Origin of the sequence: Streptosporangium sp. NPDC000396 (genome assembly GCF_042898655.1) — a bacterium.
Taxonomy (GTDB): domain Bacteria; phylum Actinomycetota; class Actinomycetes; order Streptosporangiales; family Streptosporangiaceae; genus Streptosporangium.
The window spans coordinates 321,470-334,322 of record NZ_JBIAZA010000006.1 but is presented as its reverse complement, the minus strand read 5'-3'; the positions used below and the strand labels follow the sequence as shown (position 1 = coordinate 334,322).

The 12,853-nt window shown below is 70.6% G+C and carries 7 protein-coding genes; 1 reads left to right on the top strand and 6 read right to left on the bottom strand.

The genetic code is table 11. From position 1 onward, the window contains the following. Window positions 1-29 precede the first annotated feature (29 nt). Together ACFY2X_RS12720 and ACFY2X_RS12715 are read right to left on the bottom strand one after the other, a co-directional pair. On the bottom strand, window positions 30-587 hold the full coding sequence (locus ACFY2X_RS12720; RefSeq protein ID WP_389936714.1) for an NADPH-dependent FMN reductase: 558 nt from the start codon (window positions 585-587) through the stop codon (window positions 30-32). Beyond that, entirely contained in the window at window positions 584-1,534 is a 951-nt protein-coding gene (locus ACFY2X_RS12715) for an NADP-dependent oxidoreductase (protein ID WP_389936711.1), read from the bottom strand. Before ACFY2X_RS12715 ends, ACFY2X_RS12720 begins: the two co-directional genes overlap by 4 nt. An 89-nt stretch (window positions 1,535-1,623) precedes the next feature. Between ACFY2X_RS12715 and ACFY2X_RS12710 the strand changes: the two genes are divergently transcribed. Then, entirely contained in the window at window positions 1,624-2,640 is a 1,017-nt protein-coding gene (locus ACFY2X_RS12710; protein WP_389936708.1) for an AraC family transcriptional regulator, read from the top strand. A 58-nt stretch (window positions 2,641-2,698) separates the two neighbouring features. Here ACFY2X_RS12710 and ACFY2X_RS12705 read toward each other — a convergent pair whose 3' ends face one another. From ACFY2X_RS12705 to ACFY2X_RS12690, 4 genes are all read right to left on the bottom strand, one after another. Further along, window positions 2,699-3,466 carry an ATP-binding protein gene (locus tag ACFY2X_RS12705; protein WP_389936704.1) on the bottom strand — a complete coding sequence of 256 codons (768 nt, stop codon included), beginning with the start codon at window positions 3,464-3,466 and terminating at the stop codon, window positions 2,699-2,701. A gap of 492 nt (window positions 3,467-3,958) precedes the next feature. Further along, window positions 3,959-5,602 carry a cytochrome bc complex cytochrome b subunit gene (locus tag ACFY2X_RS12700; protein WP_389936701.1) on the bottom strand — a complete coding sequence of 548 codons (1,644 nt, stop codon included), beginning with the start codon at window positions 5,600-5,602 and terminating at the stop codon, window positions 3,959-3,961. A gap of 227 nt (window positions 5,603-5,829) precedes the next feature. Then, window positions 5,830-9,468: a UvrD-helicase domain-containing protein gene (locus tag ACFY2X_RS12695; protein ID WP_389936698.1), complete on the bottom strand. Its 3,639-nt coding sequence runs from the start codon at window positions 9,466-9,468 to the stop codon at window positions 5,830-5,832. 100 nt (window positions 9,469-9,568) lie between these two features. Next, window positions 9,569-12,724 (bottom strand): ATP-dependent helicase, encoded by a 3,156-nt coding sequence (locus tag ACFY2X_RS12690; RefSeq protein WP_389936695.1) that lies wholly within the window; start codon window positions 12,722-12,724, stop codon window positions 9,569-9,571. Window positions 12,725-12,853: the final 129 nt, after the last annotated feature.

Sequence of the window (12,853 nt, the reverse complement as noted above, 5' to 3'; positions counted from 1 at the left end):
CATGGCCAACCCTGAGGTGCTGCGGCACTTCACACTCTGAGCGGTCGCAGCGCCGTGCTCCAAGAGACGACCTGGTCGAGTAGCTTGCTCAGCATGCCCTCTTGGCGCGCGGCGGGCTTGAAGGTGGTGAAGTCCTCGAAGTCGACGTGCATCAGCAGTTCCACGGCCACCTGGACGTCGGCCACTTTGACCTGGCCGAGCACCTGCCGCAGGTGCTCGGCCGCCCGCACGCCGCCGCTGACGCCGTAGCCGACCACGCCTGCTGCCTTGTCGTGCCACTCGGCGAAGAGGAAGTCGATGGCGGTCTTGAGCGCACCGGTGGTCGAGTGGTTGTACTCGGGCGTCACGAAGACGAAGCCGTCGAAGCCGGCGATGGTGTCGGACCACCTCTTGGTGTGCGGGTGCTCATAGACCCCGGTGGCCGCGGCGAGCGGTTCGTCGAGGTGGGGCAGGTCGTAGTCCTTCAGGTCGACCAGCTCGTAGTGCGCGTCGCCGCGCCTGACCGCGTGGTCGTGGACCCAGCGGGCAACGGCCTCGCCATTGCGTCCCGGCCGCGTGCTGCCGACGATGATGCCAATCTTGATCATGTCTCCACCTTCACTATGACTTTTCCACGGATAACGCCGCGCTCGGCAGCCCGGTGCAGGTCTGCCAGGGACTCCAGGGGGCGAACATCCGCCTCGACGTCCACCACACCCTTGTCGATCAGCGCCACGAGCTCGCTCAGCTGGCCCGGGTCGTTGCGGGCCACGAACCGGACGGCGCGCGGATGCTCAATCGGCTGGGTGATCGAAACGAACTCCTTGGCCAGCCGCGTCATCGAGGCGGGCACATCGGCCACCAGGTTGATCAGCACGTCGTTGCCGCCCGGCAGCGGAGCGGTGGTGTAGTCGACGACCTCGTCAGCGCCCAGCGCCCGCACGGCGGCGGCGCTGCGCGGGCTGGCCGTCGCCACCACGTGCGCGCCCGCGTGCTTGGCCAGTTGCACGGCGAACAGCCCGACGCCGCCGCCAGCCCCGTTGATCAGCACCCGGCTGCCGCGGCCGATGCGGGCATGCTCGAAGACCGCCTGCCACGCGGTGAGCCCGGCCACCGGCACGGCAGCCGCGTCCGCCAGCGGAATCCGCTCCGGTGCTCTGGCCAGCACGCTCGCCTTCGCGACCGCGTACTCGGCCGCCGCCCCGCCGATGAGGCCGATCATCCGGTCGCCGGGGACGAGGTCACCCGCCCCGGTGACCACGGTGCCCGCGACATCCCAGCCGAGCGTGTGCGGCAGCGTGACGCCGAGCACGTCCTGCAGCAGGCCCATCCGTAGGCCGACCTCCGACGGGTTGAACGACGTCGCGGCCACCCTGATGAGCACCTCGCCCGGCCCCGGCTTCGGCACCGGCACCTCGTCCAGCGAGATCACGGAGGCGTCGCCGTACTTGTGGATGCGGGCGGCCCGCATGGTGCCGAGGAAGTCCGCGGCGTGCTCACTCGCCCGCGTCTCGAACGTGCTCGCGGGCGCTCCGGTGACCAGGGCTTTTGTCATGCCGTCAACCATAGGAGCCCTTTGCGAGGCATCCAATGCGTTTCTGTCTGCGATTTATACGCGATCGTCTCCCACATTAGACTTACGTCATGGATGTGCTGAGCGACGTGATCACCTCCATGCGCATGGGCGTGCCGCGCTCGGCGCGTGTCGAGTGGCCGGCGCCCTGGGGGCAGCGGTTCCCGTCAGTGCCTGGCTCGGCGGGCTTCCAGGTGGTGCTGCAAGGCTCGTGCTGGGCGATCCCGCCGGAGGGCGAGCCGATCCCGGTCGGGACGGGCGACGTGCTGTTCTTCCCCCACGGGCACGGCTATGCGCTGGCCGACTCGCCCACCAGCCCCATCGCGGAGCCCGACTGCGACCCATATGCCCACGCCGAGCTGTTCTCCTCGGCCTCCATGGAGGGCACCGGGCCCGTCACCGTGACGCTCTGCGGCGGCTACCAGCTCGACTCCAACCGGGCGCATCCGCTGCTCAGAGCCCTGCCCGAGATGATCCACCTGCCCGCCAGGCTGGGGCACAACACCGAGCTGCGCGCCGCCGTCGAGCTGCTCGGCAAGGAGATCGACGACCCGCGGCCAGGCGCGGACATGGTGGTGTCGGCGCTGCTGGACATGCTGCTGCTGTACATCCTGCGTGCCTGGTTCGACGTCTCGATGGAGCACTGCAAGGTTGACAGCTGGGCCGCCGCGCTGGCCGACCCGGCCATCAGCGCCACGCTCGACCGCATTCACCGCGACCCTGCCCACCCGTGGACGGTCGAGTCGCTCGGCCGCCGCGCCGGGCTGTCCCGCGCGGCGTTCTCCCGCCGGTTCACCCAGCTCGTCGGGCAGCCGCCGCTGACCTATCTGACCTGGTGGCGGCTGGGCACGGCCGCGCGCATGCTGCGCGACTCCGACGCCGCGCTGAGCGAGATCGCCGCCGCGGTCGGCTACGGCTCGGAGTTCGCCTTCGCCAACGCCTTCAAGCGCGAGTACGGCATGGCCCCCGGAAAATACCGCCGCCTGGGCTGCCCGCCTTCGGGCCGAACGGTGGCAGGCACCGGTCCAGCCCCCGAATCTCGAAACCCAGAGCTGCTGCCCACTTCACCGGGCGGGCCGTCTCGTTGAGACGGGCGTAGTGGAAGGCTACGCTCGCCTGGTCCAGGGGTGGCGGTCAGGCATGGACTCAGGAGTGGGACGGGAACGAGTCCGCGCAACCGACGGTGCGGGGTGTTCCGGGCCGCTCGCAGGGAAGCCGCCACGCGGCCCACACCGTTTTGCCGACCTTATTCCGGACAGGGACGACGCCCCACTGGTCGGCGAGTGCCTCGACAATCCCGATCCCCCGCCCGGAGACGGCGTCCTGGCCGAGGTCGAGCCGGTGGGGTCGTCCAGGACCGTGGTCGGTGACCCGCACGCAAACCCCCTCCGGCATGGCCCACAGCGACAGCCGGATCGGCGGATCGCCGTACCGGGCCGCGTTCGTCACCAGCTCGCTGACGACCAGCACCATGTCATCGACGAGATCGGGCGGCAGGTCCCACGTGGTGAAGGTCTCGCGCACCATCGCGCGGACCTCGTGGATGATCGCCGGGTCGCAAGGGAGATCCCAGCCCACGGTCCGGAGGCCTTCCGGGGTGTTTGCGATCATCGAGGCTCTTTGTCGGTGACGGTGGGGTACGGCAGGCGTCCGCGCGGGTGAGGGTGGCGCCGTCACCGATTCGGCCTCGCGGATCAGTGTGCGCAACTCCTCGACGGTTCGGGCCTCCACGACCAGTGGCTCCAGGATCTGCGTGGTGGCCATGGCATAGAACCGGCGTCCGCCCACGCCGTACATCACCGTCCAACCCACCTCGGCCTGATCCAGACGAGCGGCAAGCGCCCGCTGGCCGTGGTCCCACTCCCGCCGAACTCCTGGTTCGGCGTGCGATCCCTTCCGATGCCGCCCTTTCACGCGGCCCTCCGAACGTACCGATCACGGGGGTACGGCTCGCGTGATCTCACAGGAGGAGAACCGTCCGGGGAACGACCCCGCTCGAACAGGCCGGGTGATCCGGTGTCCGCCATCTCCCCGAGCCGGAAGTGACGGTCTTGATTCCGGAATCCCTTTGTGACGGCGTCGAAGGGCGGCGTTCCCAGCGGGCCTACCGGCGCCGCCGAAGGCATCCGCCGCGCGAATCCCAGCCGCCACCACTCTGCCAACCGCGCCCGGAACTGGGCCTGGGTCGGCCGGTCGTAGTCATGTCGTGGCCTGTGAGGAAGGCACCGGTCGTCGTGGGCGTACGGCGAGTGGCCGCACCAGCGGCAGCCCAGCGGCGTGGGCGGCCGGTCGGCATCGAAGCGCATCCGGATGAGCCGGACCGCTCTTATGGTCGACTCGTCGTTCACCCGCCTCGAAGCGATGACGATAGGCGCCGGCCGGAACCGTGGCCCCGGCCGGAACCGGTCAGGAGGGCGGTGACTTGTCCTCCTTGACGTCCGAGCCGACGACCGCGTGCTCTTCGTGCCCGTGACCGTGGCCTTCGTCCAGCGGGATCTTCTCGCCGCCGTAGGCCTCGCTCATCTTGGCGCGGAGCTTGCCGAGCGGGCCGCGCATCCTCTTGGGGGGAACGCCGTCGGTGTCGGCCTGGGTTCCGGCGATCATCGGAACCGCGGTCTTGCCCCGCACGTGGGCCTCCATGCCCTCGTTCGGCGGAACATGGACCTCGATGTACTCGCCCGAAGGCAGGCGCTTGATGACGCCGGACTCCACGCCGTGCCCGATCACCGCGGCGTCGCCGCGCTGCAGACCCAGGCAGCACCGGTAGGCGATGACGTAGGCCAGCGCCGGGCCGAGGAAGACCAGCACCCGGCCGACGTAGGTCGTCCAGTTCAGCGACACGTGGAAGAACGCGGAGATCTCGTCGTTCGCGCCGAGCAGCCACAGGACACCGTAGAACGTGATCGCGGAGATGCCGATCGAGGTGCGGTGCGGGTTGTTGCGGGGACGGTCGGCGATGTGGTGCTCACTGCGGTCTCCGGTGACCCACCGCTCGATGAACGGATACAGGGCCAGGCCCGTCATGATGATGCCCATCGGGACCAGCGCCGGGATCAGCACGCTCAACGGCAGCGTGAAGCCCAGGAAGTTGATCTCCCAGGAGGGCATCAGGCGGAGCGCGCCTTCCAGGAAGCCCATGTAGAAGTCGGGCTGGGAGCCCGCCGAGATGTCCGCCGGCGTGTAGGGGCCGAACAGCCAGATCGGGTTGATCTGCGCGAAGGTGCCCAGCAGCGCGATGACGCCGAACGTGAACATGAAGTACGCGCCCGACTTGGCCATGAAGGCCGGGTAAAGCGGGGCGCCCACCACGTTGGCGTTCGTGCGGCCCTTGCCCGGCATCTGCGTGTGCTTCTGCACCCACATCAACATGAGGTGGGCGGTGATCAACCCCAGCAGGATGCCCGGGATGAGCAGGATGTGGAGCGAGTAGAACCGGGGAATCACATCCTCGCCGGGATACTCCCCGCCGAAGAGGAAGAAGGTGATCCAGGTGCCCACCAGCGGCAGCGAGATCATCACACCTTCGGTGATCCGCAGACCGGCGCCGGAGAGCAGGTCGTCGGGGAGCGAGTAACCGGTCAGGCCCTCGAACAGGGCCAGCGTCAGCAAACTGACACCGATCAACCAGTTGAACTCACGCGGCTTGCGGTACGCACCGGTGAAGAACACCCGGAGCATGTGCACCATCATCCCGGCGACGAACAGCAGGGCGGCCCAGTGGTGCATCTGCCGCATCAGCAGACCACCGCGGACGTCGAAGCTGATGTGCAGCGACGAGGCGTACGCCTCGGACATCATGACGCCCTTGAGCGGCTCGTAGGAGCCCTCGTAGGCGACCTCGCCCATGGAGGGCTTGAAGAAGAACGTCAGGAACGTGCCGGTCAGCAGCAGGATGACGAACGAGTAGAGCGCGATCTCACCCAGCAGGAACGACCAGTGGTCAGGAAAGATCTTCCGTAAATTACGCTTGAGGAAGTTCCCCGCCCCGATGCGGTCGTCGATGAAGCTGCTCACGCCCGCTATGGGCTTCGGAACGGCTCCGCTGCTCATGCGTGGTCTCCGTCCTCACGAACCTCGGCCTCAGCGTCGCCGCGCTCCCAGAAGCCAGGACCGGTTGGGACGGCGAAGCCCGCCGTGGATAGGTATCTCTCATCATCCATAGCGATGGGTAGATCGAGGCAAAGACCGGGCGGCCGGACCGAGGACAAGAGCATCGGCGATGAGGAGGAGCCTTCCCCTTTCCCGCTGTCTCCTCGGTTTCCCGCCGTCTCCTCGGGTCAGCCGAGGGCGGGGATCGACTCGATGAGCCGGACCAGGCCGTGCTCGTCGAGGAGGTTGACCGGTCTGACCGTCTCGTTGAGACGGACGTAGTGGAAGGCCGCGCTCACCTGGTCCAGAGGGACGGAGGCCAGGTGTGACCAGGCCAGGCGGTAGGCGGCGAGCTGGACCGCGGCGGCCTTGGCCTGCTTGCCCCGGGGACGTCGTCCGGTCTTCCAGTCGACGACCTCGTAGCGGCCGTCCGGGGTCTGGAACACCGCGTCCATCCGGCCCCGGATCAGCCGGTCGGCGATCATCGTCTCGAAGGGGATCTCGATGTCCAGCGGCTCCCTGTCCGCCCATTCGCTCTCTTCGAACCGGTCGCGCAGTTCGTCGAGCTGGACGTCGGTCTCCTCGAAACCGTCGGTCGCACCGGGCAGCTCGAACTCGTCGATCAGCCGCTGCTGACCCCACCGGGACTCCAGCCAGCTGTGGAAGGAGGTGCCCCGGCGGGCCAGCGGGGCCGGCTTCTTGGGCACCGGACGGCGGATCTGCCGGGCCAGCGCCTTGGCGTCGGCGGCGAGCGTGACCAAGGACGACACGGTCAGGCGGCTGGGCAGCTCCACCTGCCCGCCACCGCGCCGCCGGTTCGTCTCTCGCTCTCTCAGCAGGAGTTCGGTGTCCCGCTCCCAGGCCTTGGCCCGCTCCCGGTCCCAGCCGCGCAGCTCGGCGAGGGCCCCGGAGTGCTCGTTCCCCGATTCCGGCCCACCTTCGGGCACGCGCTCGCCCCGGTGTACGGCGTCGGCCGGAACACCGTCCAGACCACCGGCGAAGTCACTCGGGACGTCGGAGAAGTCGTCCGGGTCCTCGAAGAAGTCGGGGAAGGGGACATCGTCGTCCGGAGCCTCGGGGAAGGGGATCTCCTCCCACGAGGGCTCGGGGAAGTCGTCCCGCGGGGGCTCGGGGAAAGGGGCGTCCCGATCCAGCGGAACGGAGACCCCCCGGTCCCAAGAAGCGGAGAGGGGCAGGTCCCGGCCGCGTGACGGGGAGCCGACCGGGCCGTGTGACGGGGAACCGGCCAGGCCGCCGCTCTGGCCGGTGAGGGCGGCGAGGGCGTCCTTGACCATGGCGGCGCCGTCGAGGATGGCTTCGTGGCGCAGGCCGCCGGGGGTGACGGGCCAGGCGGACTCGGCGGGTTCGGCGAGGAGGGGGTTGGTGGCGCCCTCCTCGGCCTCGGGGGCCCAGACCGCCACGCGACCGCACGTTTCGCGGATCTCCACCAGGAAGTCGGACGGCTCCAGGGGCTTGGTCGCGCTGCCCCAGCGGTAGCCGGAGGCGATCAGGAGGTAGTGGGCGCGGGTGACGGCCACGTAAGCCAGGCGGCGTTCCTCCAGCAGGTCGCGGTCACGACAGCGCTCGTCGAACTCGGCCAGTTCCTCCTTGGACAACCCGGTCAGCCGGGGCAGGTCGGAGGCGTCACCGCGGAGCGGATAAGGCAGCTTGCGCGGGTTCTCCGTCCACTTGGGGCTGGTCACGGGGCGGGCCGGGAACATCGTGCCCACGGTGAGCGTCCCGGCCTTCGACAACGCCTGGGACATGCCAGGTACCACGACGACGGGCCATTCCAGGCCCTTGGACGCGTGGACGGTCATCAGCTTCACGCTGTTGCTCTCGCCCACGCGCCCGGCGTCCAGCCCGTTCTCCTCCTCGTCGGCCGCCTTCAGGAACGCCAGGAACGCCCCGAGTGTCGGATCCTCGGAGTCACCCGCGAACCGGGCGGCGGCGTCCTGGAAGGCGTCCAGGTCGGCCCGTGCGGCGAACACGCCGACGGCCGTCCCCCGCGCCGTCACCTCGATGTCCAGGCCGAGCCTGCGCTCGATCTCGGTGATCAGGTCGGGGAGCGGCTGGCCGGTGTGGGCACGCAGGATCCGCAGTTCCTGCGCCATGGCGAGCAGCCGTACCCGCGCCAAGGGCGAGAAACGGTCCTGCCACTCGGGACGGTCGGGCAGCTCGTCGAGGGCGTCGACCAGACTCCCGCGCTCCTCGGCCAGGTCCGCCACGACCTGGTCCAGCGGGTCCTCCGCCGTGGGGCCGTCGTCCCAGTTCTCCCGATTCAGCTCGCGCGCCCGTTCGCCCAGCTCTTTCAGGTCGGCCGGGCCGATCCGCCACCGGGGGCCGGACAGCAGCCGGACCAGGGCGTCCCCCGCGGTCGGGTCGTAGAGCACGCGCAGAGTGGAGACGATGTCGGTGACCTCCGGAACGGTCAGCAGACCGCCCAGGCCGACCACCTCGACCGGGATGCCCCGGGCCTCCAGCGCCCGGCGCAGCACGGGAAACTGTGACCGCTTGCGGGCCAGGATCGCCACGTCGTGAGGTTGGAGACACTGAGGACCGCCCCAGACGCTCTGCTTGGCCTTCTTGCGCTCGCCGTCGCCCCAGGGCATGCCGTCGGGCGCGCTCTCGCTCCCCAGCAGTTTGGCGATCCCGTCGGCGACCCACTCCGCCTCGTCGTCGGCGGTCTCGTGGAAGGCGCACACCACCCGGCCGCGCTCGACCCGGTTGCCGCCCGGCACGAGGACCGGCACCTCCCGCGCCTCCATCCGGAGCGGGATCTGCACCCGGGCCGCGACGTCCAGTACGGCGTCGCCGTTGCGGAAGCTGACCGACAGGCGGCGGATCGGAGCGGGCTCTCCCGAGGCGGTCCTGAAGTCGCGGGGGAACCCGGTGAGGTTGCCCGCCGAGGCGCCGCGCCAGCCGTAGATGGACTGGCAGGGGTCGCCCACGGCGGTCACCGGGTGGCCGCCGCCGAACAGCGAGCGGAGCAGGACGAGCTGGGCGTGGCTGGTGTCCTGGTACTCGTCCAGGAGGACGACGGCGAACCGGCCCCGCTCGATCTCGCCGACCTCGGGGTGTTTGACGGCGATCCGGGCGGCCAGCGCCATCTGGTCACCGTGGTCGACGACCTCCCTGCTGCGCTTGAGCCGGTCGTAGGCCTCGACCAGTGGCAGCAGCTGCTCCCTGACCCGCTGGGTGGCCAGCGGTCTGCGCTGGGCCAGGGTGGGCGAGCCGGGCAGCTCGCCGTACCGCTCGGCGAGCCACGCGCCGACCTCCCGCACGTCCTGCGGGGAGCGCAGATGCTCCGACAGCTCTCCGGCCAGCTCCAGCACCGCCCGGGTGACGGTGGCCGGACCCCACTCGATCTGCTCCATCGGCCCGTCGTAGGCGCTGACCACCCGCTGGGCGAGCTGCCAGGAGACGGCCGGGGTGACCAGGCGCATGGTCGGCTCCAGCGCCTCACGCAAGGCGTGGTCGGTGACCAGCCGGGCCGCGTAGGCGTGGTAGGTCGAGATGGTCGGCTCGCCCTCCAGCAGCTCGGCGGGCACCTGCTCGACCGCGACCAGGCTGTTGAGCCGCTCGCGCACGCGGTGAGCCAGCTCGCCCGCGGCCTTCCTGGTGAAGGTCAGGCCGAGCACCTGTTCGGGGCGGACCAGGCCGTTGGCCACCATCCAGACGACCCGTCCGGCCATGGTCTCGCTCTTTCCCGACCCCGCTCCGGCGACCACCACCATCGGTTCGAGACCGGCCTCGATCACCGCGGCCTGTTCCGGGGTGGGGGGGAGGATGCCCAGCTTGGCCGCGAGCTGGACCGGGCTCAGCACTGCGCGCCCCCGTGACGGGTGGTACGGCCCGGCGTGGAAACACCGCCGCACCTGAGGGCACGGCCAGACACGGAAACACCGCCGCGGCCGGTGGTACGGCTCAGCACACCTGATCTCCGTTCTTGCTGACCGGGCAGCTCGCCCGCACGGCGCATGTGCGGCACCCATCGTTGACCTTGGCCTGGAAGAACGGCCCGGACATGCCGAGCGCCACGGTGTCCACCATGTCACGGGCCCAACCGGGGTCGGGGTCCTCCGACAGGGGTTGCTGGATCTGCTCCTTGGCGTTCTTCTTTCCCGCCGCGTCGCCCACCTGGACCAGGGCCGCACCGCCGGGTTCGGTCATCCCGTGCCTCCGGAAGGCGCCCAGCAGCGCGGCGAGCTGGTAGACCCCGAGCTGGGGATGGCGCTCGATCTCGCCGTCCTTCGGCCCGTTCTTCCCGGTCTTGATGTCAATGATCACCGCTCGGCCGTCGGCGTCGCGCTCGACCCTGTCCACTCGTCCCTTGATCTGCACGCCCTCGGAGACCGTGGCGGTGAACGCCTCCTCCAGGCCGATCAGCTCGCGGGGGTTGTCCTGGTGCCAGCGGACGAACTTGGAGAGCATCTCCTCGGCCGCCCGGCGCTGCTTGCGGTTGTACCAGACACCGCCGAAGTCCAGCTCGTGCCAGATGTCGTCCAGACGCTTGCCGAGGGTGTCCTCGGTGGGCATGCCGGTGGCGGCGAGCACGGCCAGCGCGTGGATGACCGTGCCCAGACCCCGGGCCGCGTCGGTGCCGCTCGCGCCCACGGAGGTCTCCAGCAACCAGCGCAGGCCGCATTTGGTGAAGTTCTCCACCGCCGAGGGCGAGATGCGCACGACGTCGTCGGGCCAGCTCAGCGGGCGGTCGTCGGAGATCGGGGTGAGGGCGTACCAGTCGTTGGGGTGGGCGCCCGGCACCCCGGCGGCGGCGAGCCTGGCCAGGTGCCCGGCGGCGGCCCTGCGGAGCGGATCGGGCCGGGTCGGGTCGGAGACCGCCGAGCGCAGGTCGGCGACCAGGGCTGACATGCTCAGCCAGCGGGAGCGTTCGTCCACGCCCGGGTCCTCGGTCGCGCCGGGCACCAGCTCGGTGAGGAACCGGGAGGGCCGTTCCTCGTTGTCCTCGCCGCCCACCGCGGTGACGACGAGCTTGCTCCTGGCCCTGGTCACCGCCACGTAGAACAGCCGGCGCTCCTCGGCCAGGAGCTGGGAGACCAGTGCGGCGGAGACGGCGGCGGGGTGCTCGTGCTCGGATCCCTCGGCCCTGGCGGCCATGTCGTCGGTGCCCAGAATGGACCCGCGCAGCCGCAGGTCCGGCCAGGATCCTTCCTGGACCCCGGCGACGACCACGACGTCCCACTCCAGTCCCTTGGAGCGGTGCGCGGTCAGGATGCGCACCGAGTCGCCGTCCGGGGCACGCTCGGCGAGGGAGTCGCCGGGGATCTCCTGGGAGACCAGATCCTCCACGAAGACCTCGACGCCCGCGTGCGGCAGGCGGTCCACGAACTTGGCCGCGTGGTCGAACAGCGCCATCACCGCGTCGAGGTCGCGGTCGGCCATGGATCCCCGGAATCCGCCCGTGGCGCTCGTCTCCGACCATTTCTCGGCCAGCCCGGTGGCCTGCCAGACGGTCCAGAGCACGTCTTCGGCGGTGCCGCCCTGCCGTACGGCCTCGGCCGCGCCGGAGATGAGCCGCGCCAGCCGCTCGGCGGGCAGTGCCACGTGCGGCTCCACCCGGACCAGCTCCCGCGCGTCCTTCAACGCCGCGACCAGCAGCTCGCCCGACGAGCGCGGGCCGGCGACGTCGCGCTCACCGGAGTGGTCGGCCATGTCGCGCTCGTCGGGGTGCGTCATCGCCTCGTGCTCGGCGATCCGCAGGGCCCGGCGCAGACGGCGCACACCGATCATGTCGGTGCCGCCGAGCGCGCCGGTCAGCAGTTCTTCGGCCATGCCCTCGTCGAGGGTCTCGGGATGAAGCGCGACCTGGATCAGCCTGATCAGCGGCCGCACGCCCGGTTCCTGGAACAGCGGCACCTCACCGCCGCCGACCACGACCGGCACCCCGGCCGTGACCAGGGCGCGGCGCAGCAACGGCACCTGGCGAGTGGCCGACCGCACGAGCACCGCCATCCGCGACCAGGGGACCCCCTCCAGCAGGTGCGCCCGGCGCAGCGTGTCGGCGACGACCGCCGCCTCCTGGGCGGCCCCGTCGGTCACCACCACCCGGACGTCGCCGGGCTCGGCGTCGGGCAGCGGCCGCAGATCCCGGTGCGCGGCGCCGCCGGGAGGCACGGGAAGGCGGGTGGTGACGCGGCGAGAGGCCTTCAGCAGCTCGGACCCGCTGCGGCGGCAGACACGCAGGGCGACGACGGGGGCCTTCTCGCCGTCGGCCCCGCGGAAAACGTCGGGGAACCTCATGATCCCGCGCACGTCGGCGCCGCGGAAGCCGTAGATCGACTGGTCGGGGTCGCCGACCGCGATGAGGTCGCGGCCCTCTCCGGCGAGCTGCTGGAGCAGGAACTCCTGGGCCGGGTCGGTGTCCTGGTATTCGTCGACGAAGACGACGTCGTAGGCGGATCGCTCGCGGAGCCGTACGTCGGGGTCGGTGAGCAGGGCCGCGGCGGCGCGGATCAGCTCCGTGTAGTCGAGCACCGGCTCCAGGTCCAGGTCGAACCTGGCCTGGTAGCGGTCGGCGAACCGCCCGGCGGCCACCCACTCGGAGCGGCCGTGGCGGCGCCCCAGCTCGACCAGGTCCTCGCCGTCGAGGCCGCGCTCCGCGGCGCGGGCCAGGAAGTCGCGCAGCTCCTGGGCGAAGCCGCGGGTCTTGAGCGCCTCGCGCATGTCCTCCGGCCACTGCGTGGCACCGTCTTCCAGCTCGCCGTGGAGCAGGCGGCGGACCTCCAGGAGTTGCTCCGGGCCGGTCAGCAGGCGCGGCGGCACGCCACCGGCGAGTACGGCCTCGCGTCGGAGCAGCGCGTAGGCGTAGCTGTGGAAGGTCAGGGCGAGGGGTGTGCGGGTGGTGCGGAGCATCCGGCCGGTGATACGTTCACGCAGTTCTTCTGCCGCCTTGCGGCTGAAGGTGAGGACGAGCACCCGCTCGGGATCCACTCCCCGGCGCTCGATCCGGTCCACCACGGTCTCCACGATCGTGGTGGTCTTGCCTGTGCCGGGCCCCGCGAGCACGAGCAGGGGGCCGCTCCCATGAGCCACTACGGCCCGTTGGTGCTCGTCAAGCACAGGGGCAGCGGGTCTCCCCGCACCCTCACGACGCACCAACCGCCAGCCCTGACCACTCACAGCTCGCCATTCCACCAGATCTCGGGCAATGATCGTGCCGAGTCCGCGTGTGAGGCCTCAGGAAACCTC